The 25793-nt window shown below is 72.0% G+C and carries 16 protein-coding genes; 10 read left to right on the top strand and 6 right to left on the bottom strand.

Features of this window, described 5'->3' with window-relative positions; all coding sequences use genetic code 11:
- Window positions 1-9 precede the first annotated feature (9 nt).
- On the bottom strand, window positions 10-1071 hold the full coding sequence (locus QSK39_RS16820; protein WP_285478674.1) for a lytic polysaccharide monooxygenase: 1062 nt from the start codon (window positions 1069-1071) through the stop codon (window positions 10-12).
- A 166-nt stretch (window positions 1072-1237) separates the two neighbouring features.
- Here QSK39_RS16820 and QSK39_RS16815 point away from each other — a divergent pair, with 166 nt between their 5' ends.
- Window positions 1238-2431, top strand: coding sequence for an AGE family epimerase/isomerase (locus tag QSK39_RS16815; protein WP_285478673.1), 1194 nt, complete (start codon window positions 1238-1240; stop codon window positions 2429-2431).
- A 33-nt stretch (window positions 2432-2464) separates the two neighbouring features.
- A complete protein-coding gene (locus tag QSK39_RS16810; RefSeq protein WP_285478672.1) occupies window positions 2465-3460 on the top strand; it encodes an aldo/keto reductase in 996 nt (331 codons plus the stop codon).
- Here QSK39_RS16810 and QSK39_RS16805 read toward each other — a convergent pair.
- Window positions 3457-4599 carry a cellulose-binding domain-containing protein gene (locus QSK39_RS16805; RefSeq protein WP_285478671.1) on the bottom strand — a complete coding sequence of 381 codons (1143 nt, stop codon included), beginning with the start codon at window positions 4597-4599 and terminating at the stop codon, window positions 3457-3459. The genes QSK39_RS16810 and QSK39_RS16805 overlap by 4 nt on opposite strands.
- Window positions 4600-5024: 425 nt before the next feature.
- Here QSK39_RS16805 and QSK39_RS16800 point away from each other — a divergent pair, with 425 nt between their 5' ends.
- Window positions 5025-6521: a cellulase family glycosylhydrolase gene (locus QSK39_RS16800; RefSeq protein WP_285478670.1), complete on the top strand. Its 1497-nt coding sequence runs from the start codon at window positions 5025-5027 to the stop codon at window positions 6519-6521.
- 61 nt (window positions 6522-6582) lie between these two features.
- Here QSK39_RS16800 and QSK39_RS16795 read toward each other — a convergent pair whose 3' ends face one another.
- Window positions 6583-9294, bottom strand: a complete 2712-nt coding sequence (locus QSK39_RS16795) for a cellulose binding domain-containing protein (protein WP_285478669.1) — start codon at window positions 9292-9294, stop codon at window positions 6583-6585.
- Window positions 9295-9638: 344 nt separating this feature from the next.
- Here QSK39_RS16795 and QSK39_RS16790 point away from each other — a divergent pair, with 344 nt between their 5' ends.
- A complete protein-coding gene (locus QSK39_RS16790; RefSeq protein ID WP_285478668.1) occupies window positions 9639-11024 on the top strand; it encodes a sugar porter family MFS transporter in 1386 nt (461 codons plus the stop codon).
- A 122-nt stretch (window positions 11025-11146) separates the two neighbouring features.
- Window positions 11147-12355: a GNAT family N-acetyltransferase gene (locus tag QSK39_RS16785; RefSeq protein ID WP_285478667.1), complete on the top strand. Its 1209-nt coding sequence runs from the start codon at window positions 11147-11149 to the stop codon at window positions 12353-12355.
- A gap of 4 nt (window positions 12356-12359) precedes the next feature.
- Here QSK39_RS16785 and QSK39_RS16780 read toward each other — a convergent pair whose 3' ends face one another.
- Window positions 12360-13220 (bottom strand): TIGR03619 family F420-dependent LLM class oxidoreductase, encoded by an 861-nt coding sequence (locus QSK39_RS16780; RefSeq protein ID WP_285478666.1) that lies wholly within the window; start codon window positions 13218-13220, stop codon window positions 12360-12362.
- A 246-nt stretch (window positions 13221-13466) separates the two neighbouring features.
- Here QSK39_RS16780 and metH point away from each other — a divergent pair, with 246 nt between their 5' ends.
- The gene (metH, locus tag QSK39_RS16775) at window positions 13467-17099 is read left to right on the top strand and encodes a methionine synthase (RefSeq protein WP_285478665.1); all 3633 of its coding nucleotides are present in this window, start codon (window positions 13467-13469) and stop codon (window positions 17097-17099) included.
- Here the strand turns inward: metH and QSK39_RS16770 are convergent.
- A complete protein-coding gene (locus QSK39_RS16770; protein WP_285479921.1) occupies window positions 17081-18238 on the bottom strand; it encodes an FAD-dependent monooxygenase in 1158 nt (385 codons plus the stop codon). The genes metH and QSK39_RS16770 overlap by 19 nt on opposite strands.
- 214 nt (window positions 18239-18452) lie before the next feature.
- On the opposite strand from QSK39_RS16770, the gene QSK39_RS16765 reads away from it, so the two are divergent.
- The gene (locus tag QSK39_RS16765; protein ID WP_285478664.1) at window positions 18453-20336 is read left to right on the top strand and encodes a hypothetical protein; all 1884 of its coding nucleotides are present in this window, start codon (window positions 18453-18455) and stop codon (window positions 20334-20336) included.
- A 3-nt stretch (window positions 20337-20339) separates the two neighbouring features.
- Here the strand turns inward: QSK39_RS16765 and QSK39_RS16760 are convergent, their stop codons facing one another.
- A complete protein-coding gene (locus tag QSK39_RS16760) occupies window positions 20340-21746 on the bottom strand; it encodes a PI-PLC domain-containing protein (protein ID WP_285478663.1) in 1407 nt (468 codons plus the stop codon).
- Between the two features lie 143 nt (window positions 21747-21889).
- Between QSK39_RS16760 and QSK39_RS16755 the strand changes: the two genes are divergently transcribed.
- From QSK39_RS16755 to QSK39_RS16745, 3 genes are all read left to right on the top strand, one after another.
- Window positions 21890-22324 (top strand): LppU/SCO3897 family protein, encoded by a 435-nt coding sequence (locus QSK39_RS16755; RefSeq protein ID WP_285478662.1) that lies wholly within the window; start codon window positions 21890-21892, stop codon window positions 22322-22324.
- Between the two features lie 4 nt (window positions 22325-22328).
- A complete protein-coding gene (locus QSK39_RS16750) occupies window positions 22329-22934 on the top strand; it encodes a hypothetical protein (RefSeq protein ID WP_285478661.1) in 606 nt (201 codons plus the stop codon).
- A gap of 215 nt (window positions 22935-23149) precedes the next feature.
- Entirely contained in the window at window positions 23150-25720 is a 2571-nt protein-coding gene (locus tag QSK39_RS16745) for a helix-turn-helix transcriptional regulator (protein ID WP_285478660.1), read from the top strand.
- Window positions 25721-25793 lie beyond the last annotated feature (73 nt).

Raw genomic sequence — 25793 nt, 5'->3', positions numbered from 1 at the left:
GCCGACCCCTCAGGTGCCCTGGCAGGTCGGCGACGGCTGGGCCGGGTTCGTCCCCGCCGCGTTCACCACCAGGCCGAACGTCGTCGTCCCGTCGGGCGCGACGGCGCCGTTCCAGCCGGCGTTGCGGACCGTCACCACCGAACCGGACTGGCTCAGCGTGCCGTTCCAGATGCTGCCGATCGTCTGGCCCGACGGCAGCGTCCAGCCCACCTGCCAGCCGCTGTAGGCCGTGGTGCCGTGGTTCATCACCGTCACGGTCGCCTGGTAGCCGCCGCTCCAGGCGTTCGTCACCTCGTACATCGCCATGCACGAACCGCCGGACGGCGGTTGGCTCGTGGGCGTCGTCGGCGTGGTCGTCGGGCTGCCCGGCTGGTGCACGCCCGTCACCTCGCCGTGCCCGCCGTCGAACGTGACATCCGAGCAGCCGTAGAACGTCTCGCTGCTGTCGGAGCGCTTCCACACCGAATAGATGATGTGCCGCCCGGACTTGTTCGCCGGCAGCGCACCCGTCCACTTGTACTGCCCGTCGACCGTCCCGACCTGGCCGGTCACCGCCGGGTGGTCCACGGTCAGGAACGGCTGGTCCTCCAGCGAGTCCCAGGTGAGCGGGGACGACGGGTTCCAGCCGTCCTTCGTCACGTACGTGTAGAACCAGCCCGGGTGCGCGGCCCACGCGTTGTAGGAGAAGTCGAACGAGGCCCCGGCGGTGAGGTGGGTCAGCGGCCAGTCGCCGACCTGGTCGAAGCCGGCGTAGCCCGGGTTCCCGCCGGAGCACAGCTTCCCGTCCGGGATGAAGCCGCGCGTGCGGCCGGCGCCGTCGGACCGCAGCACGGCGAACCAGTTGTACAGCGAGTTGGCGCCGCTGGTGGTCACCGCGGCCGAGCAGGCCGGGTTCTGCGGGATGATCTGGCCGGTCGAGCTGAGCCCGTCCTGCCAGCACAGGAACGTCCGGCTGCCCGGCTTCATCAAGGCGCCGTGGGCTTCGGCCGTGCCGGTGTTCAACAGGATCGCCGTCAGGCTCGCCAGCAACACGGTGACGGCGGCGAGGATCGTACTTCGTCTCCTGGTCACGTCTGTCCCTTCGTCGGGTAGCGTGCGTCGAAGACTGGGAGCGCTCTCACGATCAGGATACGCGGTGGTGGTCGCTTCCGGAATCCCGCGGTGACGACCGGCGGTGCCGTGGCCTACCTTGGCGAGGGGAGCCGATCACCGGGCCGGCCGTGGAGAAGGGCAGAGAGTGGACAGTCCGTCATCGGTTCCCGCCTGGGTGCGCGCCGAACCCGCCCGCCTGCTCGGCTTCGCCGCCCGCGCGGCCCACCCCGAAGGCGGCTTCGCCTGGCTCGACGACGCCGGGCAGCCGGTCCTCGACCGGCCCGTCGAAACCTGGATCACCTGCCGGATGACGCACGTCTTCGCGCTGGCCCGGCTCCAGGGCGCGGCGACCGGGGAGCAGGTAGCGCACGGTGTCGGAGCGCTGACCGGCCCGCTTCGCGATCCGGACCACGGTGGCTGGTACGCGACGACAACGTTGTCAGAGAAGCGCGCCTACGAGCACGCCTTCGTCGTCCTGGCGGCCGCGAGCGCGGTCGCCGCCGGCGCCGAGGGCGCGGAACCGCTGCTGGCCGAGGCCCTCGACGTCGTCGAACGCCGGTTCTGGGAGCCGGGCCCCGGCCGCGTCGCCGACGTCTGGGACCGCGGCTGGACCGACCTCGAGGACTACCGCGGGGCCAACGCCAACATGCACACTGTCGAGGCGTTCCTGGCCGCGGCCGACGTCACCGGCGACCGGGTCTGGGCCGATCGCGCGCTGTCCATTGTGGACCACCTGGTGCACGGTGAAGCCCGCGCGCACGGCTGGCTGCTGCCGGAGCACTACGACTCGGGCTGGCACGTCGAGCTCGAGCGCAACCGGGACGAGCCCGCCCACCCCTTCCGGCCGTTCGGCGCCACCATCGGCCACCTCTTCGAATGGGCGCGGCTGGCCGTGCACCTCAAGCGCGCCCTCGGCGCCGGCGCACCGGACTGGCTGCTGCCGGACGCGGAAGCGCTGTTCGCGACCGCGGTCCGCCACGGCTGGGCCGTCGACGGCCGCCCTGGCTTCGTCTACACCACCGACTTCGCCGGGACGCCGGTCGTGCGCACCCGCCTGCACTGGGTCGTGGCCGAGGCGATCGCCGCCGCGTGGACACTGCACCAGGAGACCGGCGAGGCGGCCTACCTCGACCGGTTCCGGGAGTGGTGCGCCCACGCCGACGCGTGCTTCGTCGACCGCGAGCGCGGTTCGTGGCACCACGAGCTGGACCCGGAGAACCGCCCCGCTTCGGCGGTCTGGGCGGGCAAGCCGGACATCTACCACGCCTACCAGGCGACGCTCCTGCCCGCGTTGCCGCCCGCCGCGTCGTTCGCCGGCGCGCTGATCACCCGCGGCTAGACTCCGCGAGAACCCCTTCCGACGAGGAGAACCATGTCGCCCTATGTCGCCGCCGAAGACCGCTACGCGGGCATGCCGTACCGGCGAGCGGGACGCAGTGGCCTCAAGCTGCCCGCCGTGTCGCTCGGCCTGTGGCACAACTTCGGGGACGACAAGCCCCTCGACGTCCAGCGCGCGGTGCTGCGCCGGGCGTTCGACCTCGGGGTGACGCACTTCGACCTGGCCAACAACTACGGCCCGCCGCCCGGCGCGGCGGAGGCGAACTTCGGCAGGCACTACGCCGCCGACTTCCGCCCGTACCGCGACGAGATCCTGGTGTCGTCCAAGGCCGGTTACCTGATGTGGGACGGCCCGTACGGCGAGTGGGGCTCGCGCAAGAACGTCCTGGCCAGCCTCGACCAGAGCCTCGCGCGCACCGGCCTCGACCACTTCGACGTGTTCTACTCCCACCGCCCGGACCCCGAGACGCCGATCGAGGAGACCATGGGTGCCCTCGACACCGCGGTCCGGTCCGGGAAGGCGCTGTACGCGGGCATTTCGAACTACTCGCCGGAGCAGACCACGGCGGCGCTGGCCGCGCTGAAGGACCTCGGCACGCCGCTGCTGATCCACCAGCCGTCGTACTCGATCCTGAACCGCTGGGTGGAAGACGGCCTCCAGGACGTCCTCGACGAGCACGGCGTGGGTTCGATCGCCTACTCGCCGCTGAGCCAGGGCCTGCTGACCGACCGCTACCTCGACGGCGTGCCCGCCGACTCGCGGGCGGCCGGCGCCAGCCCGTTCCTCACGAAGGACCGGCTCACCGAGGAGACCCTGGCGACGATCCGCGCGCTGAACGACGTCGCGAAGGGCCGCGGGCAGACGCTGGCGCAGCTGGCCATCGCCTGGGTGCTGCGCCGCGGCCGCGTCACGTCCGCGCTGATCGGGGCGAGCAGCGTCGCCCAGCTCGAGAACACCGTCGCGGCCGTCACGAACCTGGACTTCACCGACGAGGAGCTGGCCGAGATCGACCGGATCGTCGCGGCCTAGCAGCCGATCCGCGCGGTGCCCAAGGCGACGTCGTCGAACCAGAACGTGTCGGCGTCGCTGCCGTAGCTCTCCCAGCCGAGCCGCAGGTCGGTCACGGCCGGGTGCCAGGCCCGGGCGAGCCACTGCTGGTCGACGTCGGGAGTGGGCACGCCGTCGACGACCAGCCCGGGCACCTCGGCCGAGCCCAGCCACGTCCGCAGCTGCCCGGCCGCGCCGTCGATCGCGAACTCGAAGCACGACCAGGTGCCGGTCGGCAGCGGGACGCTCTGGGCGACGCCGGCCGGGCTCTGCGCGGGCAGCGTGGCGTCGTCGGACTCGCGGTTCCACTGCAGCGCCCGGTTCTGCCCGCCGGCCCGCAGGTCACGGCCGCCGTCCGCGGTGTCGCGCAGGGCCATGAACGTGACGTGCCCGGCGGGCAGCGGGGTCGTGTGGCGGACCCAGAACCGGCCGTACAGCACGCCGGAGCCGGGCACGCTCGTGCCGAAGAACGCGTGGTTGCAGTAGGTGCCACCGCCGGCGACCTTCACCGAGCGGGTGCCGGAGTGCGCGACGGCGGTGTCGACGGTGACCGTGCCGGTGCCCTGGCAGTTCGCCGCGCCGACGGTCCACCGGCCGGCCGGGGCGCCGCCGGTCTGCTGCTCGAAGTCGTCGCAGAACGCCGCGTCCGCGCACCCGGCGGGCGGTGGCGCGGTGGTCGTGGTCGTCGTCGGTGTCGTCGGAGTCGTTGCCGGGGGCGTGGTGTCCCCGCACGCGACGCCGTTGAGCGCGAAGTCCGCCGGGTCGGCGTTGGTCCCGCTGAAGGTGCCCTGCAGGCCGAACGAAACGGAACCGCCGGCGGGCAGCGCGGCGTTGTAGGGCAGGCTCTCCGCGGTGACCGCGGCGCCGGACTGGCGGACGGTGGCGTTCCAGGCCGACGTCACGGACTGGTTCCCGGTGTAGTGCCAGGTGAGCGCCCAGGAAGTGAGCGCGGTGGCGCCGTTGGTCACGGTGATTTCGGCGGTGAACCCGGTCTGCCACTGGTTGACGCGGTAGCCGACCTGGCAGGCGGGCGCGGCCGTGGCCGGCCCGGCCGCGACGACCGCGGTGGTGCCGGCGGCGGCGAGGCAGAGTCCGGCGAGGGCGGCGGCGAACCTGTGCATCGGGGCCTCCCGGGACGCGGACAGGGGCGCCGCGGCTCACGCCACGGCGCCCCTGGGTGGTGGCCGCGTTCGGATGAGGCGACCTGGCATGGGAGCGCTTCCAGCCGCCGGAAAGGTAACCCCCGCGTGTCGTCGTTGTAAAGCGCGACCCGGACGCGAGCCGATCCGGTGGTCCGTTTTCGGGTGCCCTCGCCGGGCCTGGCGGCAACTGAACGCTCCTGAACGGTCGAAGCCGTTGGGAGGCAAAGCATCCCGTGGTAGCGCTGCGCCACCGGCCGGCGTCGCCGGATGCGGCCGTTGGAGTGGATTCCGGGAATCCTTGCCGAAGATCGCGGCGGGGTTTACAGCGGCTGAGAAGGCCGGGTACTGTCCAGCGCTGCTGGGAGCGCTCTCACGGTTTCCGTTCTGTCCCGAGGGAGTGATTGATGCGTTCCGGACCAGCACTGCTCGGCGCCTTCAGCGCGCTCGCCGTCGTCGGCGCGACCACGGCGTTCACGCTGGGCACCCCATCGCCCGCAGCGGCGGCGACGGCCTGCGAGGTCGGCTACACCGTGAACGACTGGGGAAGCGGTTTCACCGCCGACCTCAGCCTGAAGAACCTCGGGACGGCGCCGCTGTCCGGGTGGCGGATCAGCTACAGCTACACCGGGAACCAGCAGCTGCAGCAGGGCTGGAACGGCACGTGGACGCAGTCCGGCAAGACCGTCACGCTCACCCCGGCGACCTGGAACGGCACGATCGCCCCGAACGCGTCGGTCACCGCGGGCGCGAACTTCGGCTACAGCGGGGCCAACGCGGCGCCGACGTCGTTCAGCGTGAACGGCGAACCGTGCGGCGGCACGCAGCCGCCGACCACCACGCCGACGACTCCGACCACCACACCCACCACCACAACGCCGCCGCCGAGTGGTGCGCCCAAGCTGCACGTCTCGGGCAACCGGCTGGCCGACCCGGCGGGCACGCCGGTGACGCTGCGCGGGGTGAACCGCTCCGGCGGCGAGTTCGCGTGCGTGCAGGGCAACGGCCTCTTCGACGGCCCGATGGACGCGGCCTCGGTCACCGCGATCAAGAGCTGGCACGCGAACGTCGTGCGCGTGCCCTTCAACGAGGATTGCTGGCTGGGGCTGTCCAACGTGGACCCGCGGTACGCCGGCGCCACCTACCGCGCGGCCCTCAAGTCCTATGTGGACCTGCTGCACCAGAACGGTCTCGTCGCGATCCTCGACCTGCACTGGACGCACGGCGTCTACACCGGGAACTCCTCGGCGTGCAGTGACGTCAACGCGACCTGCCAGAAGCCGATGACCGGCACCGAGCACTCGGTGGACCTGTGGACGTCCGTCGCGAACACGTTCAAGGGCGACGACGCCACGATCCTCGACCTGTTCAACGAGCCCTACCTCGACCGCGCGGTGTCCGGCTCGGCCCAGGCGTGGACGTGCTGGCGTGACGGCGGCTCCGCCTGTACGGGCATCGGCTACCCGGTCGCGGGCATGCAGACGCTGGTCAACGCGGTGCGCGCGACCGGCGCCACCAATGTGATCATGCTCGGCGGCCTCGCCTACTCCAACGACCTCACCGGCTGGCTGCAGTACAAGCCGAGCGACCCGAACGGCAACCTGGTCGCGTCCTGGCACTCGTACAACTTCAACACGTGCAGTTCGTCGTCCTGCTGGGACAGCCAGCTCGCGCCGGTCGCCGCGGCGGTGCCGCTGGTGGCCGGGGAGATCGGCGAGAACGACTGCGCGAGCGGGTACGTCACCGGCCTGATGGACTGGCTCGACCGGCACCAGGCGTCCTACCTCGGCTGGACCTGGAACACCTGGAACTGCAGCACCGGCCCCGCGTTGATCACGTCCTACGACGGCACGCCGACGGCGTTCGGCGCGGGCATCCGCGCCCACTTCCTCGCGGCCGGCTGACGGGACCGGCCGTGCGGGGCGGGGCGGCGGATGCTTCCGCCGCCCCGTTCCCGTCTCGTCGTCAGGTAGTGGTGCAGGCCCTGCCGTTGAGGCTGACCGTGGCGGGCTTCGTGTTGGTGGTGCCGGACGTGCCGGTGAAGCCGAACTCGGCGTAGCCGCCCACCGCGATCGTCTTGTTCCAGCCGGCGTCGGCCGCCGACACCGCCGCGCCCGTCTGGGTCACCTGCGCGTTCCACGCCTGCGTCACGCGCTGCCCGTCGGCGAAGGACCAGGTGACCGTCCACCCGTTCACCGGCGCGGTCCCGGTGTTCCCGACCTTCACCCCGGCCTGGAAACCGCCCTGCCACTGGTTCGTGACCGTGTAGGCCGCGGTGCACGACGAAGACGGCACCGGAGTGGTCGTGGTCGTCGGGGGAGGCGACGTGGTCGTGGTGGTCGTCGTCGTGGGCGGCGGCTGGTCACCGCCGGACTCGCCCACGATCACGCCCCGCCCGTTCGTCCCCACGTACACCCGGCCGTACACCCGCGGATCCCCGCTCAGCGCCGCCCCGATGTTGCCGTACTGGTGCCGGTCGTCGTTGATCCGCGTCCACGACGCCCCCGCGTCATCCGACCGGAAGATCCCGCGCACCCCGCCGATCTTCGCAATGGTGTATAACGCCGCATACGTCCGGCCGGGAGCGGCTTTGCCGAACCCGATGTTGTCGGCTTCGGTGACCGCGCTCAGTTTCGTGAAGGACGCTCCGGAGTCGGTCGAGTGCCACAGACCGTAGGTCGAGCCGGAGCCGCCGGCCAGCCAGACGTCGCCGGTCACGCCGGTCATCGCCTTGAAGTGCGCCGACCCGCTGGGCAGGCCGGTCGCCGCGGTCGCGGTGAACGTCGCACCGCCGTCGGTGCTGACGTAGAACCGGCCCGCGGCGAAGCCGTAGAAGCGCTTCGGGTCCACGCGGTCGGCCTCGACCACCGCACCCGCGGGAATGCCCGCCGACGCCGTCCACGACGACCCGAAACCGACGGAGTAGCCGACACCCGAGCCGTCCGGGCTCCACACGAACCGGCTGCCGTCGGCGGCCGCGGCCACCGTCCCGCCGCTCGCGCCGCCGCCCGGTTCGGCACCCTGGAACCAGTTCTTGCCGCCGTCGGTGGAGAACGCGATCCGGTTGTCGTTCGGCCGGGCGGTCCGGTCGAGCGTGCCGGTGCGGACGATCGTCGCCGGGTTCAGCTCGGCGTAGTCCAGGCTGGTCGTCGTCGTGAAGACCGGCGAGGTGAACATCGTCGAGGGAACGGCGTCGAGGCTGTCGTGGCGGAACCCGCCGATGTCGCCGAGCCCGGAGAGCAGCGGCGCGCCCGACGGCGGGCTGATCAGGTCCAGCACGGCGGTCTCCTCGAGGCCGCCGACGACCGGCTTGAGCGTGATCTTCCCGCCGCTGTCCCACTTCGTGAGGTCGGAGGTGCCGTAGATGGTCGCGCCGGTGCCGTAGAGCAGGTGGTTCGAGTCGAACGGGTCGATCTCCACCGACTCGGTCATCCAGCCGAGCTTGGGCGAGGGCACCGGGGGAGCGGCCTGGACGCCGAAGGTCAGCCACGGCACCGGCGAGATGTCCTGGGTGTAGCGCAGCGAGCGGTCCGGGTAGCTCGTGAAGTCCCAGATCCGGGTCCAGGTGGCACCGGCGTCGGTGCTGCGGAAGAAGATGACGTCCGGCCACCACGACACCTGCGTCGCGACCATCAGCGTGTTCGGGTGCTGGCGGTCGATCGTGAGGCCGCTGTAGCCGAAGTAGTCGTCGGCGCTGTCGGAGGCGATCGGGCTGATCCGCGTCCACGCGCCGGTCTTCGTGGCGTACTTCCAGACGTCGCCCTTCGCGCCGTCGTAGGGCCCGCCGGTGTCGCTGGTGGCGAGGTAGAGGTAGCCGCCGACCGGGTCGAGGACGCCCTTGTGCGCCAGGAACCCGGTGGGCTGGCCGGCCGGCCGCGCCCACGTCGTGCCGCCGTCGGTGCTGCGGTAGACGGTGTTCGCCTTGTCCGCGACGCCGACGTAGATCGTCTGCGTGGTGCTGCCGCGGGTGCCGGTCGACGGGTCGAACGTCACCCAGGTGACGCCCTCGTTGTCGCTGGAATAGCCGGAGGGGTCGCTCGGGTCGGGAGCGTAGTTCCCCGGGTTGGGGAAGGCGGTCACCTTCGCCCACGTGACGCCGGAGTCCGTGCTGCGCCAGAGGCCGTTGCCGCTCGGGGCGCCGAGGTAGAGGACGCTGTCGCGGTTCGGGTCGATCGCGAGCCGCTCGCCCATGCCGCGGCCGGGCATGTTGCCGCCGAGCTTGAACGGCAGCGCCGAGGACTGCCACGTCGCGCCGCGGTCCGCCGAGCGCAGGACGGCACCGTTGTTCGGGTCCCAGCTGTTGGTGTACATCCCGGCCGCGGCGTAGACCCGGTCCGGGTCGACGGGGTCGGTGGCCAGGCTGACGACGCCGTTGTGGCCCCAGTCGGTCCAGCCGACCGAGTCCAGCAGCGGGATCCAGCGCCCGGTGGCGGTGTTCCAGCGGTACGCGCCGCCGATGTCGGTGCGGGCGTAGGCGAGGCCGGGTTCGGCCTGGTTGAAGACGATGCCGGGGACGAACCCGCCGCCGCCGATCTCCGCGTTGCGCCACGTGGTGGCCGCGACGGCGGCGGGGGACGCCGGCGCGGCGGCGACGGTGACCGCGACGGCGGCCGGCGTCAGGACGGCCAGCAAGGTCGCGAGCAGGTGTCTCGGTGATCGGGAACGTGTGCTTCGCACGGTTGCCTCCAGAGGTCTGCCGACAGGAGGCTGGGAGCGCTTCCAGGAAAGGTAAACCAAGGCTCGGACCAGGTCAAACGCTTCGACGATTTCGCTCGCGAATTCCGTCCACAATGGAATTCGTGAACCGGCCGAGCCGGCCGCTCGTGTCCATTGTGTACCGATTCGCGGCCGGAAAGGAGGGTGTGGCGGATGGAGCAACGTTGTGCGCCAAGCAGTATCACATATGTGAACGGCGATCACGTTTCTGAATCGTTATCAACGACTGTCTTGCCCGGTTTTTTCCGGCGTGTGAGTGTGGTGGCCGCTGGCTGGACTGGACCTACGAAAGAGGCGACCCCGCAATGACGCAGACAGCCCCGGCGCGGCATATCAGCCGAACCACCTTGTACTTCTTCGGCGCGCTCGGCGGCATCTTGTTCGGCTACGACCTGGGCGTGATCTCCGGGGTGCTCCCGTTCATCGGGAAAGCCTGGTCGCTGACCGCCTGGGACAAGGGCGTGATCACCGCCAGCCTGTCGGTCGGTGCCATCGTGGGCGCGCTGTTCTCCAGCCGCATCAACGAAGCACTCGGCAGGCGGCGCACCATCATGGTCGCCGCGGCGGTCGTCATCGTGGGCACGCTGGCGGCGAGTTTCTCGCCGACGTTCGCGCTGCTCGTGATTTCGCGATTGGTGATCGGTCTCGGCATCGGCCTTTCGTCGTCGACCGTGCCGACGTACCTGTCCGAACTGGCGCCCGCCCGGTTGCGGGGCGCGATGGGCGCGCTGAACCAGATCTTCATCGTGCTCGGCATCCTGATCGCGTTCCTGGTCAGCTACTGGCTCGGCCCGATCTCCGCGTGGCGCTGGATGTTCGCCGGCGCGATCGTGCCCGCCGTGATCCTGCTCGTCGGGCTGGCGTTCCTGCCCGAGACGCCGCGCTGGCTGCTCAAGAACGGCCAGGAGGAGGAAGCCCGGCGGGTCTTGGCGAGCGCGCACGGCAACACCGTGAACCTCGACGACGAGATCGCGACCATCCGCGAGGTCATCCAGATGGACACCGAGGCCAAGCCCCGGTTCCGCGACCTGTTCTCGGGCTTCGTCCGGCCGATGATGGTCGTCGCCATCCTGCTCGCGGTCGGCCAGCAGTTCAGCGGCGTCAACGCGATCAACGCGTACTTCCCGACGATGCTGATCGGCCTCGGGTTCGCCACGCAGGCCGCGCTGCTGTCCGGCGTGCTGCTGGGCGTCACGAAGTTCCTGTTCACCGCGTGGGTCGTGTTCGTGGTGGACCGCTGGGGCCGCAAGCCGCTGCTGCTCATCGGCAACGTGATCATGGTGATCACGCTGGTGGCGGCCGGGCTCGTCGTGCTGAACGTCCACGACACCAGCACGCGCGGCATCCTGATGCTGGTGATGATGGTGCTGTACCTGGTCGGCTACGAGCTCGGCTGGGGCGCGGTCGTCTGGGTGATGATGGCCGAGGTGTTCCCGCTGAAGTACCGCGCGGCCGGGATGGGCGTCAGCAGCGTCGTCCTCTGGGCGGCGACCGGCATCGTGAGCGCGGTGTTCCCGCTCATCTCCGCCGTGGGTTCGCTCGGCATCGGCGGCTCGATGTTCCTGTTCGCCGGCATCAACGTGGTGCTCTTCGTGCTCACGAAGTGGCTCGTGCCGGAGACGAAGGGACGCACGCTGGAGCAGATCGAGCTCGACCTGCGGGCGCGGCAGGGGGTCGCGGCCACGAGCTGACCCCGGGGGGTCTCGGCGGCGGGGCCCGGATTCGTCCGGGCCCCGCCGCCTTATTCGCTTGCCCGGCTGCGGTACGGCCCGGCACTGTGGCCGGACCACGAGCCGGGGAGGCAGCGCCGCCGATGGAGATCCGTCCCACGACCGAGCAGGACCGCGACGTCTTCCTCGACACGCTCTTCACGGCGTTCGGGCGCTTCCCGGAGCCCCCGGCCGAGCGGGACCGCGTCTGGTCGGCCCTGGAAATGGACCGTGCCCTGTTCGCGGTGACGGCCGAGGGCCGGCCCGTCGGCACCACCGCCGCGTACTCCTTCGAGCTGACCCTGCCCGGGTCGGTGGTGACCCCGGCCTCCGGCGTGACCGCCGTCGGTGTCCTGCCCTCGCACCGGCGCCAAGGCGTGCTCACCGCGATGATGCGGCACCACCTCGACGACGCCCGGGCGCGCGGGGAGTTCCTTTCCGTGCTGCTGTGCAGCGAGGCCGTGATCTACCGCAGGTTCGGCTACGGGCCGGCGACCACCACGCACCGGGTGACGGTGGCGCGCCATCAGGGCGCCTTCGCCGTCCCGCGGGGCGGGGCCGTCCCGGTGCCCGGCTCGATCGAGGTGCTGCGCCGCGCCGAGTGCACCGAGGTCCTGGAGGACGTCTACGACCGCTACCGCCGGACCCGGCCGGGCGCGCTGTCCCGGCCGCGCCACTGGTGGGCCCGCGGCGCGGGGCGGCCACCGGTGTCCCCGGCGTCGCGCTACGTCGCCGTCCACCGCGACGCGGGCGGCGTCCCGGACGGGTACGCGACCTACGTCATCGAAGGCAACGGCACGATGGCGGTCGACGAGACGATCGCGGCCGACGACGCGGTCGTCTCGGAGTTGGCGCGGTTCCTGCTCGGCCACGACCTGGCGACCGAGGTCGTGTTCCGCCAGTGCCCGCCCGGGCACCCGCTGCGGTGGCAGCTCGCCGACCTCCGCGCGGCGCGGCCGAGCGACGAGACGGACTGGCTCTGGGTGCGGATCCTGGACGTCCCGCGGGCGCTGACGGCCCGCGGCTGGCTGACCGACGGCGAGCTCGTCCTCGAAGTCGACGACCCGTTCGCCGGCGAGCGTGGCCGCCACCTGCTGACGGTCCGCGACGGCAAGGCCGAGTGCGTCCCGACGGACCGGGACCCGGACCTGTCCCTGGACGTGAGCGACCTGGGTTCGGTGTACCTCGGCGGCACGGCCCCGAGCACGCTGGTGCGAGCGGGACACATCCGAGCCCATCACCCGGCGGTGGTCCCGCTCGCCGACGCGATGTTCCGCGCGGAGCGGGAGCCGCACTGCCTGCACTGGTTCTGACGGGTCAGACGGCGGGGGAGACCGCCATCCCGAGCTTGCCGGCCAGCCGGCCGACCCAGGCTTCGACCTCCTCCGGCGACCGGTCCGGCAACCCGAAGATCGTCTCGGTCACGCCGAGGGAATCCAGGTGTGCCAGCCGTTCCGGGTCGGGCCGCTCGCCGAGGGCGCAGATCTGCGGTGCCCCCGAACGTCCCTCGGCGGCCCAGATCTCCTTCAGCAGCGCCACGTGCCCGTCCAGGTCCGTGTCCGCCGGGGTGGTGATCCAGCCGTCCGCGTGGCGGGCTATCCAGCGGAACGTCTTCTCCGTCGGGCCCGCGCCGAGCAGCACCGGGATGTGGGCCTGGATCGGCTTCGGCCACGCCCAGCTCGGCCCGAACGACACGAACTCCCCGTCGTACGAAGCCTCTTCGGACGTCCACAGTGCATTCATCGCTTCGAGGTACTCGCGCAGCGCCGTGCGGCGGCGGTTGCCGGGGACGCCGTGGTCGGTCAGCTCGTCGACGTTCCAGCCGAAGCCCGTGCCGAGCGTCACGCGGCCGCCGGACAGGTGGTCCAGGCTCGCGATCGTCTTGGCGAGCGTGATCGGGTCGCTCTCCACCGGGAGGGCCACCGCGGTGGACAGCCGGATCCGCGACGTCACCGCCGCGGCCGTCGCCAGCGCCACCCACGGGTCGAGGGTGCGGCTGTAGCGGTCGTCGGGCAGGGACGCGTCACCCGTGCGCGGGTGCGGCGACTCGCGCTTGACCGGGATGTGAGTGTGCTCGGGTACGTAGAAGGTGGCGAACCCGGCAGCTTCCGCCGCGCGCGCCGCGGAAGCCGGGGTGATGCCTCGGTCGCTGGTGAACAGCACGATTCCGTAGTCCACGCGAGGAGCGTATTAGAACGTGTTTCAGTTTTCAAGCTCGCCCCCTGGTGACTGCCCGTAATCGGTCCTTTGTGGACGATGACCGTCCCAGTGGGTGGGAGACCCGGGTGAGGCGGGATGGTGTGAGCCGTCCGGTTTCCAGTACCCTTGACCACAGGTCGAGAGGCGCTGCAACGGACCACGGGGTCCGCCACGCTCGGCCGGTTCCACCGACCCAAGGGCGCCTCCCGGAGAGGGAGGCTGCCGATGAACGCCAACGAGTCCGATGCCACCACGCGCCTGCGCGAGCTGCTCGGGCAGCGGGTGGCGGTGCTCGACGGCGCGTGGGGCACCATGCTGCAGGGCGCCGGGCTGACCCCCGCCGACTACCGCGGCGACCGCTTCGGCGAGCACACCCACGACGTCACCGGCGACCCCGACCTGCTGAACCTCACCCGCCCGGACGTCATCCTCGACGTCCACCGCCAGTACCTCGCGGCGGGCGCGGACATCACCACGACGAACACCTTCACCGCCACCAGCATCGGCCAGGCCGACTACGGGCTGCAGGACCACGTCCACGAGATGAACGTGCGCGGCGCGCAGCTGGCCCGCCAGGCCGCCGACGAGCTGGGCGGGAAGTTCGTCGCGGGGTCCATCGGCCCGCTGAACGTCACGCTCAGCCTCTCGCCCAAGGTCGACGACCCGGCGTACCGCGCAGTGACGTTCGAGCAGGTCAAGGCCGCGTACGCGGAGCAGATCGCCGGGCTCGCCGAAGGCGGCGTCGACCTGCTGATGATCGAGACGATCTTCGACACGCTCAACTGCAAGGCCGCCATCGCCGCCGCCCGCGACGTCGCGCCGCACCTGCCGCTGTGGATCTCGGTCACCATCGTCGACCTGAGCGGCCGGACGCTCTCGGGCCAGACCGTCGAGGCGTTCTGGAGCTCGATCGAGCACGCGAAGCCGCTGGTCGTGGGCGTCAACTGCTCGCTGGGCGCCGAGGAGATGCGCCCGCACGTCGAGGAGCTCTCGCGGATCGCCGGCACCTACGTCGCCTGTCACCCGAACGCCGGCCTGCCCAACGCGTTCGGCGGCTACGACCAGACCCCGGACGAGACCGCCGCGCTGATCGGCGGGTTCGCCCGCGAAGGCCTGGTCAACCTGGTCGGCGGCTGCTGCGGCACGAGCCCGGCGCACATCGCGAAGATCGCCGCCGCCGCGAAGGGCGTCGCGCCCCGCGAGGTGCCCGCGCCGCGCACGCACACCCGGTTCAGCGGGCTCGAGCCGTTCGGCATCGGTGCCGACACCGGGTTCGTGATGATCGGCGAGCGCACCAACGTCACCGGCTCCAAGCGGTTCCGGCGGCTCATCGAGTCCGACGACCACCAGGGCGCCGTCGACGTCGCGCTGGAGCAGGTCCGCGGCGGGGCCAACCTGCTCGACGTCAACATGGACGCCGACCTGCTCGAGTCCGAGCAGGCGATGACGACGTTCCTCAACCTCATCGCCACCGAGCCCGAGGTCGCCCGGATCCCGGTGATGGTCGACAGCTCCAAGTGGAGCGTGCTCGAAGCCGGCCTGCGCTGCCTGCAGGGCAAGGGCGTGGTCAACTCGATCAGCCTCAAGGAGGGCGAGGAGCCGTTCCTCGCCCAGGCCCGGATCATCCGCAACTACGGCGCCGGCGTCGTCGTGATGGCCTTCGACGAGCAGGGGCAGGCCGACACCGCCGACCGCAAGGTCGAGATCTGCGCCCGCGCGTACGATCTGCTGACGCAGCAGGCCGGGTTCGCGGGCGAGGACATCATCTTCGACCCGAACGTCCTCGCCGTCGCCACCGGCATTTCCGAGCACAACGGCTACGCGAAGGCGTTCATCGACGCGCTGCCGCGGATCAAGGAACGCTGCCCGGGCGTCCACATCAGCGGCGGCATCTCGAACCTGTCGTTCTCCTTCCGCGGCAACGACGTCGTCCGCGAGGCGATGCACTCGGCGTTCCTGTTCCACGCCGTGCAGGTCGGCCTCGACATGGGCATCGTCAACGCCGGCCAGCTCGCGGTCTACCAGGACATCCCGAAGGACCTCCTCGAACTGGTCGAGGACGTGCTCTTCGACCGCCGCGAGGACGCCACCGACCGGCTGGTGAGCTTCGCCGAGAACGTGAAGGGCAGCGGCACCAAACGCGTCGTGGACCTGTCGTGGCGCGAAGGCACCGTGGAGGAGCGGCTCTCGCACGCGCTCGTCCACGGCATCGTCGACTTCATCGAGGAGGACACCGAAGAGGCGCGCCAGGTCAAGGCCCGGCCTCTGGAGGTGATCGAAGGCCCGCTGATGGACGGCATGAAGATCGTCGGCGACCTGTTCGGCTCCGGCAAGATGTTCCTGCCGCAGGTGGTGAAGAGCGCCCGCGTCATGAAGCGCTCGGTCGCCTACCTCGAGCCGTTCATGGAGGCCGAGAAGGAGGAGGCCCGGCTGGCCGGGCGCGCCGAGGTGTCCAGCGGGCAGGGCAAGGTCGTGCTCGCCACGGTCAAGGGCGACGTCCACGACATCGGCAAGAACATCGTCGGCGTGGTGCTCGGCTGCAACAACTACGAGGTGATCGACCTCGGCGTGATGGTGCCCGCGGCGAAGATCCTCGACGTCGCCGTCACCGAAGGAGCCGATGCCGTCGGGCTGTCCGGCCTGATCACGCCTTCGCTCGACGAGATGGTCAACGTCGCCACCGAGATGCAGCGCCGCGGCCTCAAGCTGCCGCTGCTGATCGGCGGCGCCACGACGTCGCGCCAGCACACCGCGGTCAAGATCGCGCCGGCCTACGACAACGCGACGGTGCACGTCCTCGACGCTTCGCGGGTGGTCGGCGTGGTGTCCGACCTGCTCGACCCGGACCGGTCGATCGTGCTGGCCGAGAAGAACCGGGCCGACCAGGACGTGCTGCGCGAGCAGCACGCCAACAAGCAGCGCCGCCCGATGCTGACCCTCGAGGAGGCCAGGGCGAACCCGGAAAAGGTGTCGTTCGACGGCCTGCCGACCCCGGCGTTCACCGGCCGCCGCGTCGTCGAGCCGAGCATCGCCGAGCTGCGCGAGATGGTCGACTGGCAGTTCCTGTTCCTCGCCTGGGAGCTCAAGGGCAAGTACCCGGCCATCCTGGAGCAGCCGGTCGCCCGCGAGCTGTTCGACGACGCGAACACGCTGCTCGACGAGATCATCGCGAACGGCAGCTTCCGCGCGAAGGGCGCGTACGCGTTCTGGGCGGCGCACAGCGAGGGTGACGACATCCTGCTCGACGGGGACTTCGCCCACGTCGGGTTCCCGATGCTGCGGCAGCAGACGTCGAAGCCGCTGGACCGCGCGAACCGCTGCCTGGCCGACTACATCGCGCCGGTGGGCGACCACCTCGGCGGCTTCGCGGTCGCCATCCACGGCGCCGACGACCTCGCCGCGAAGTACGAGGCCGAGCAGGACGACTACCGCGCGATCATGGTCAAGGCGCTGGCCGACCGGCTGGCGGAGGCGTTCGCCGAGTACATCCACCTCAAGGCGCGCCGCGACTGGTTCGAGCCGGACGCCGACCCGAAGCTGGAGGACCTGCACGCGGAGCGCTTCCGCGGCATCCGCCCGGCGCTCGGCTACCCGGCCAGCCCCGACCACAGCCAGAAGCGGGAGCTGTTCGAGCTGCTCGAGTCCGACGAGCTGGGCATGGCGCTGACCGAGTCGTTCGCGATGACGCCGGCGGCGAGCGTGTCCGGGCTGATCTTCGCCCACCCGGACTCGAAGTACTTCACCGTCGGGCGGCTGAACCGCGACCAGATCGAGGACTACGCGCGCCGCAAGGGGGTCGAGGTGGCCGAGGTCGAGCAGTGGCTGCGGCCGAACCTGGCCTACGAACCCGAGGCGTAGTCCTTCAGCTCGATGTCGGTGGCGAAGTTGTCGGTCGCCTTGAGCATCATGCGGAGCAGGAAACGGGACTTGAACGTCCAGTCCCGCAGCTTGATCCGCAGCCGGGACGGCGGCGCGAGGAACGGGCCCGCGCTGCCGCGCTGCGAGACCTTCGCGTAGCCGCGGAAGAGTTCTTCGTAGCGCGCGAAGGCGACGCGGTGGTCGCCGTTCGCGGCCAGCAGCTCGCCGGCGAGCACGTACGCGCCGACGACGGCCAGGCCGGTGCCGAACCCGCCGAGGGTGTTGCCGTAGGCGGCGTCGCCGAGCAGGACGACCCGGCCGCGCGAGTAGTGGTCGATCGTGACGCGGGCGAGCGAGTCGAGGTAGAACTCGCGAGCCTGCGGGAGCTTCTCGATCAGCTCGGGCACCCGCCAGCCGGCGTCGCGGTAGGCGGCGGCCACCAGCTTCCGCTGGGTGCCGGTGTCGCCGCGGTCGTAGTCCAGCTCCGGGGAGGCGAAGACGAAGAACGCCGACGCCTTCGGCCCGCCGACCGCGGCCATCCGGCCCGGCTCGTTGTACATCACGGCCTCGCCGCCGTCGACCTGCTCGCCCAGCTCGGCCAGGGCGTAGTAGTGGCCGAGGAAGTTGACGTAGTCGCCTTCCGGGCCGAAGGCCAGCCGCCGGACGTTCGAGTGGATGCCGTCGGCGCCGACGACGAGGTCGAACCGGCGGGGCGCGGCCTCGGCGAAGGTGACGTCGACGCCGTCGGCCGTCTCGGTCAGCGACGTGATGGTGTCGCCGAAGAGGTACTCGCAGTTCCCCGCGGTGCGCTCGTACAGGAGGTCGGCCAGGTCGCCGCGGCGGATCTCGATCTCGCCGCCGGTGAACTCGCCGGGGATGACGGCTTGCGCCCGCCCGCCGGCGTCGATGATCGTCTGGTCGGTGCCGCCGGTCTGGCGGGCCACGACGTCGTCGAGGATGCCCATGCGCTCCAGGACGGTCCGGTGGGTGGCGCCCTTGAAGTCGACGGCCTGGCCGCCCGGGCGCACCGACGGCGCGCGTTCGACGACGGTGACGGAGCAGCCGTAGCGGGCCAGCCAGAGGGCGAGGGCGGGGCCGGCGATGCTGGCGCCGGAGATCAGGACGCTGAGGTTCTTCATGCCGTGGTTCTTCATGCCGCAGAGCTTCGCCGCCGGCGCTGACCGGTCCCTGGCGATCCGCTGACGGCGGCCGTCAGCGACTGTCGCGAATGGACCGCACGCGGACCGTGACGGCGGAAAATTCCCGGCCGCGGCCAGGGCGTTCCCGCCGGTTTTCGCACGTTGACCCCGGCTCGTCCCGCGGGCACCATTTCCCGGGGGAGAGGGGGCGGCGATGCTGGACAGCGAAACGCGACCGGCGGCCACCGCGCTCGGTGAGCTGCTGCGCAACGGGGAGCGCGCACTCGAGGCCGACGGCGACCTGCGCGCCGGCCGGGAGTGGTTCGACCGGGCGTACCGGGCCGCGGAGGCCGAGTGCGACGGGGCGGGGATGGCCCGCGCCGCGCTGGGCCTGGGCGGGCTGTGGGTGCACGAACACCGGAGCGCGCCCGCGGCGGCGTTGCTGCAGGCGCGGCTGCGCAGTGCCCGCACGGCGGTCGACCCGGGGTCGTCGCTGGCCCTGCGGCTCAAGGCCCGGCTCGCGGGCGAGGCCGACTACGTGGCGGGGGAGAGCAACGCGATCCTCGCCGTGCTCGAAGAGGCCAAGCGCTCGGGCGACCCGGTCGCCTGGGCCGAGGCCGCGAGCCTGGCCCACCACTGCCTGCTCGGGCCCGACCACGGCGGTCAGCGCCGCGCGCTCGCGCAGGAGCTGATCACCGAGGGCTTCCGCACCGGCCGGCGCAGCGACTTGCTGATGGGCATGCTCTGGCGCACGGTCGACCTCTTCCTCGACGGCGACCCGCACGCCCAGCGCGGGCTCGCCGACCTGCGCGGCCTGCTGGCCGAACGCGACCACCTCGCGGTCGGGTTCGTGCTCGACGCGATCGACGTCATGCTCAGCATCCGCGCCGGCCGGTTCGACGAAGCCGAAGCTCGCGCGGCGGCCTGCGCGCTGCGGGGCGAGCAGGCCGGCGACGCCGACGCGATCGGCTGGTACACCGCGCAGCTCGGGGCGGTGCGCTGGTACCAGGGCCGCGTCGCCGAGCTGCTGCCGGTGCTGCGGGAGACGGTGCATTCGCCGACGCTCAGCGTGGTGGACAACGCGTTCGTCGCCGGCCTGGCCGTCTCCGCCGCTTCGGCCGGGGACGAGCGCGAGGCGGCCGGCGCGCTGGCCCGGCTGCGCGGGCAGGACCTGGCGCTGCTGCCGCGGTCGAGCAGCTGGCTCGTGTCGATGTACGGGATCGTCGAGTCGGCTTACCTGGTCGCGGACGTCGAATCGGCGCTCGCCGCGTACGCGCTGCTCACGCCGTTCGCGCGGCTGCCGGTGATGGGCAGCCTCGCCGTCGCCTGCTTCGGCTCGGTGCAGCACGCGCTGGGCGTGGCGATGCTGACCGCGGGCGAGACCGAGCGCGCCACGGAGCACTTCCGGGCCGCGGTGCGCGACAACCTCGCGCTGGCCCACTGGCCGGCCGTGGCGCTGTCCCGCGCGCGGCTCGCGCAGGCGCTGGGACCCGGTTCGGCCGAAGCCGCGCGGGAGCTGGCCGCGGCGACGCGCGAGGCCGAGCAGCTCGGGATGGTGCTGCCCGGCTTCGCGGCCCGCGTCGCGGATCGGCGGGTCACCTGCCGGCGCCAGGGCAGCCACTGGCTCTTCGCCCTGGACGGGCGGTCCGCGCTGGTCGAGCACAGCGTCGGCATGGGCTACCTGGCGACCCTGCTGGACAACCCGGGCCACGAGCTGACCGCGGTCGAGCTGGCGCACGGGGTGCTCGCCGAGGTGACGACCGCGCAGCCGGTGCTCGACCAGGCGGCCACCGCGCACTACCGGCGCTGGCTCGCGAACCTCGAGGCCGAGCTCGACGAGCACGAGGCCAACCACGACGCGGGCCGCGCGGAGAAGGTGCGCACCGAGCGCGACTGGCTACTCGGCGAACTGTCCGCCGCGGCGGGGCTCGCGGGCCGGGTCCGCGAGTTCGCGGGCGCGGAGGAGAAGGCGCGGATCGCCGTGGGCAAGGCGATCCGCCGCGCGCTGACCCGCATCGCGGCGGCCGACGCGGTGATCGGCGACGTCCTGCGCGACGGCGTCCACACCGGCACCCGCTGCAGCTACCACCCGTCGTGACGCTTACTCGACGGCGCCGTTCTGGGTCAGCAGCGTCTGGTACCAGGCGTCGTACGGGTGGTTCGTCGCCGGGTAGTTCGCCAGGGGCGTCGTCGCGTCGCCCGCCGAGTCGAAGTCCCAGCCGCGGACCAGCTTGCCCGACTGGCGGGCCGAGGTGATGAACGCCGACTCCGTCGCGGGCGCCCCGTAGAACAGCGCGCCCTGCTGCAGCTCCGCGCTGTCGCCCTTCTGGAACTCGTCGAACGCGACCTGGCGGTAGCGGATCCGGTCGCCGGTGACGCTCGCGGTGTCCACGCGCAGGGTGTTCGACGGAGTCGGGCCGTCGGCGCCGGTCCACACCTTCACGCGCCGGGTGCCGTTGGTGGCGGTGTCCTTGGCGAACCGCGCGTCGGACGTCTTCGCGTTGCCGGTCCACGCCACCGTGGTGGCCGACAGGGTGCCGTTCCAGCTCCAGTTCTGGCTGCTGCTCTGGCTCTGGTGGATCTCCCGCAGGTGCGTCGCGTCGGTGAAGGCGACGGTCGGCTGGACGCCGTTGTCGTACTGGTGGCTGGCCTGCCAGGTGATCTCGCCGTCGGTGCCGAGCTTGCCGACGTGGTACCAGAGCGTGCTCGCGCCCTGCGACTGGTGGACCTCGACGAGGTCGCCGTTGTCGTTGAGCGCGACGGCGGGCGTCTGGCCGCTGTCGTACTTGCCGTGCCGCAGCCAGGTGACGCGGCCGTCGGTGCCGTAGGTCCCGGTCCAGTACCAGAGCGCGCCGCCGCCGGAGTCGTGCACCTCGACGATCTGGCCGCGGCCGTTCAGCGCGACCGCGGGGTGGTACCCGACGTCGCGCTTGTACTCGCTGCGGCTGCCGCCGTCGCCGGACAGCAACGGCAGCACGCGCCCGCGCAGCGCGTCCACGGTCGGCGAGCCGGCCGGGTAGTCCTGCGCCCGCAGCAGCCGGTTGCCGAACACCGACTCCAGCTCCTGGTTGACCGCGACGAGGTTGCCCTCCGCGAAGTTCGCGTTGTCGGTCAGGTTGTCCTTGAGGTCGAGCATGACGACGATCGGCGCGGCCGCCGGGTGCGCCGCCGACCACGTGTTGACCGTGCTCAGCCAGTCCCGCAGGTTGTTCGACGCCGGGTTGCCGCCGCTGTGGTCGACGGCGTTGCCGGGCGAGTCGTGGCCGACGCCGTAGTCGTGGTTCGTCGCGTAGCCGTTGTCGTGGATGTCGAACTCGATGAACCGGACGCCGTGGTCGAGCTGGTAGGCGATCGAGTTCTTCGCGCCGTCGACGCTGCCCGAGTAGCTGTTGTGCGTGGCGCGGAAGACCGAGCCGGTGAACGGCGGGCTCGCGGCTTCGGCGGTCCCGCCGGTCAGCAGCGCGGCGGTGGTCAGAGCGGTGACGGCCAAGGCGGGCAGTCGGGTCATCCTCGGGTCCTCACGTCGGGAGCGGGGTGCCGATCATCCTGGCCGTCCGGAGCGGTCGTTGTCTCGAACATCCGGTGGAACGTCGTGGAACGCGAGTGGAACGCCTAGAAGGCGACAGCTGGACGTTCGAGGGAGGAAACACCATGACCCAGACGGGTGGACCCCAGTACCCGGATCCGACGCGGCCGGTGCCGCCGCAGGCGGGGATGCCCGGACCGCCGCCTCCGCAGCCGCCCGCCGCGCCGAAGAAGTCGAAGCGGCGGCAGAAGATCGTGCTCACCGTGTTCCTGATCGTCGTCGCCGGCATCCTCGCGCTGGTCTGGGTGGCCACCCGGTCCAACGGCGAGAACGCCCAGGTCGGCAACTGCGTCACCGAAAGCGGCGAGAACTATGTGAAGATCGTCGACTGCGGGACGCCCGAGGCGACGCTCAAGGTCGTCGCGCGGGTCGAGGACAAGACCCAGATCGAGGCCCAGATCAGCGCGTGCACGCCGTACCCGGACGCCGACCAGGTGTTCTGGGAGGGCAAGGAGGGCGAGACCGGCGTCGTGCTCTGCCTGGCGAAGGCCGGCAAGTAGCCCGATGGCGGGCGGGAAGTTCTCGTTCACCGGCTCCGGCGAGCTCCGGGTTCGCAGCGGCGGGCGCACGCTCGCCGCGGCGGGTGACGTGATCGTCATCGGTGACCGGGTCTTCCGGCTGGCCGAAGTCGACCGGGTCGCCTACCACGCGGCGGCCCGGCCGCACCAGGCCAGCTACGCGCTGGGCCTGGCCCACGGCCCGGTGCGGAGCCGGTTCGTGTTCGACGCCTTCCGCGGCGGCAGCGAGCTCGATGACGCCCGCGAGACGTGGCGGCGGCTGGTCGAACTGGTCGAATCGGCGGCCTGCCCGCGGATCGCGCGCACCGCGGTCGACGCCATCAAGGCCGGCGCCACCGCCCGGTTCGGCGGGGGCGGGCACCCGCGGATCGACGCGGACGCCGAGGGGCTGCGCCGGCCACGGTGGTACGCGCCGAAGGTGCCGTGGGCCGGCGTGCTCGGCATCGACCTGCGCGCGGGCGAGGTGCGCGTGTGGACGGGCGGCCCGGAGCCGGCGCTCGTCACCGCCATGGCGGGCTGGAACGCGGTGGTCCTCCCGCGCGTCGTAGGAATGATGGTCGCCCACGAAAAAGAATCACGGGAGAGTCATTGATCACGAATTCTGTGGAATAGCCGGAAAACGTTCACGAAATCGGAGATCGAGTGTCCGTTGTGTCGCATTTGCGGCACCGCTCATCGATTTTTGCCAAATCGCCGCGCGGATTCGGTACTTGGCCGCGTGGTGCGTGGTCATTATCCGAGGAACAAGTGTGCGCGGGCACCGGAAAGCCCGTGAGGGGCCCGTGAGGGGTTGGGGAGGCAGTGGGTGTGGCGAACGACTGGCCGCTGGTCGGCCGCGAACAGGAACTGGCGTTCGCGCGCCGGGCACTGGGCGATCCCGAGGTGTGCGGACTGCTGCTGACCGGGCGAGCGGGCGCCGGCAAGACCCGGCTGGCCAAGGTCCTGCTGGCCGAGCTGGCCGGCGACGGAGCACGCACGCACTGGGTGCGCGCGATGTCGTCGGCCTCGACCATCCCGTTCGGCGCGTTCGCCCACCTCCTGCCCGGCAGCGCCGACGGCACCGGGGACCGCGCCCACCGGCTCAACCAGGTCGCCGGCCACCTCACCCGCGGCGCGGAGGGGCGCCGGCTGGTGCTGTGCGTCGACGACGCGCACCTGCTCGACGACCTCTCCGCGACCCTGGTGCACCAACTCGCCGCGACCGCCTCGGCGTTCGTGATCGTGATCGCGCCGCACGGCGTGAGCGTGCCCGACCCGGTGTTCGCGATGTGGAAGGACCGCGTCGCCGAGCGCCTCGACGTCGGCGAGCTCACCCGCCCGAAGACCACCGAGCTGATCACCGCGGCACTCGGCGGGCGGCTCGACGACGGCGCCGAACACCGGCTCTGGCACCTGACCCTGGGCAACCCGCTGTTCCTGCGCGAGCTCGTGCAAGGCGGCCTCGACAGCGGCTCGCTGTCGGCCGAGGACGGCGTCTGGCGGTGGAGCGGCGCCCTGACGGCGACCCCGCGGCTGGTGGAGCTGATCGAAACCCGCATCGACCGGGTCGACGCCGACGAGCGGCGGCTGCTGGAACTGCTCGCCTTCGGAGAGACACTGGGCGCCGAACCGCTGGTGCGGCTCGGCGCCGCGCGCGTCCTCGCCTGGGCCGAGCAGGCCGGGCTGGTCGTTTCGGAACGGACCGGGCGGCGGCTGAACGTCCGCCTGGCCCACCCGCTCTACGCCGAAGTGATCCGGCGCCGGACGTCGCCGCTGCGCCAGCGCGACACCTACCGGATCCTCGCGCAAACCCTCGACCTCACCGGCGCTCGCCGCGCCGAGGACAAGCCACGGCTGGTGCGCTGGCGCCTGGCCGCCGGGCTGCCGACCGACCCGCAGCTGATCCGGGCCGCGGCGGAGACGTTGCTGCGCAAGGACTTCCCGCAGGCCGAGCAGCTGGCGGCCGAAGCCGTCCGGATGGGCGGCGGCTTCGGCGCGAAGTTCCTGCTCGCCCAGGTCCGGGTCGCGGGCGGGCGGCACGCCGACGCCGACTCACTGCTCGCGGAGCTCGCGGGCGAAACGGTGTCGGACGCCCAGCACGCTCGCGTCGCCGCCACCCGCGCCCGGAACCTGGCGTTCGGCCTGAACCGGTCCGAGGAGGCCGCCGCGGTACTGGACACCGCGGAGACGGCCGTGTCCGGCGCGGTGGCGTCGGACGAGCTGGCGACCGCCCGGGCGGCCCTGCGCGCGGCAGCGGGGGCGTCACGCGAGGCCTTGGACCTGCTCGGGCCGGTCCTGGACCGCAACCGCCGCGGCGACGCCCTCCGGCTCGCGGCGCTGGTGGCCGCGGCCGGGGCCCTGGCTTCGACCGGGCGGACGGAGGCGTGCCTCGGCGTCGTAGACGAGGGGCTGGAGATCGCCTCCCGGATTTCGGACGCGTCGGCCCCCGGCGCGAGGGTCCGGCTGGAGCACGCGCGGATCGTCGCGCTGTGCCGGGCGGGCCGGCTCGAGGAGGCCGAAGACCGGGCCGGCGACGACTACCGGGACGCCGTCCGCGACCGGTGGGGCCCGGCGGTCGCGGGCGCGGCGGCGTCGCTCGGGACGGTCGCGCTCGCCTACGGCAACGTCCGCGGCGCGATCCGCTGGCTGCGGGAAGCCCTGGCCGCGGACGCGCACGACCAGCCGCACGAGTTCCGCCCGGCCGTCGCCGCGGCGCTGGTGCGGGCGACGGCGATGAGCGGACGGGTGGCGGAGCCGGTCGGCGACTGGGACGGCGCGTGGGTGGCCGCGGCGCGGGGCGAGCTGACCCGGGCGCTGGAATTGGCTGCTTCCGCCGCATCGGCCGCGTCGGAAGCCGGCAGGCTCGCGGTCGCCGCCGAGATCCGCCACGACCTGGTCCGGCTCGGGGGCGAGCCGGGCGAGATCCCGTCGGCGGGTGGGATGGCGGAGCTCTACTCGGCCCACGCTTCGGCCGTCTCGGACGCTTCGGCGCTGGACACGGTGGCCGCGTCGTTCGCCGACGCTGGCGCGCGGCTGCTGGCGGCGGAGGCCTCTGCCGAGGCGGCGCGGGTGTACCGCCTGGAGGGCAAGAACGGCAGCGCGGCGATGTCGGCCCAGCGGGCGCGGGCGTGGCTGGCGTCCTGTGAGGACGCGGCGACGCCGGCTCTGTCTTCACTGGACACGCCGTTGGACCTGACGGTGCGGGAGCTGGAGATCGCCCGCTTGGTGGCCACGGGGTTGACGAGCCGCGCGGTGGCGGACCGCCTCGTGGTTTCGGTGCGCACGGTCGACAACGTGCTGCACGGGGTCTACGCGAAGCTGGGTATTTCCGGGCGCCGCGAGCTGGCCTCGGTGGTAGGCCCGCTCGCCTCGGGGAGTAGTCCCGGCGACGGCCCATAGGTAGTCGGCGGCGGCGGCCGTGCGGAAGCCGAGTAGGCCGCTACTCATGACCGGGGCGCCTTCCGGCCCAAGA

Origin of the sequence: Amycolatopsis sp. NBRC 101858 (assembly GCF_030269325.1) — a bacterium.
GTDB lineage: Bacteria > Actinomycetota > Actinomycetes > Mycobacteriales > Pseudonocardiaceae > Amycolatopsis > Amycolatopsis ponsaeliensis.
This window is presented reverse-complemented; position numbering and strand designations above follow the sequence as displayed.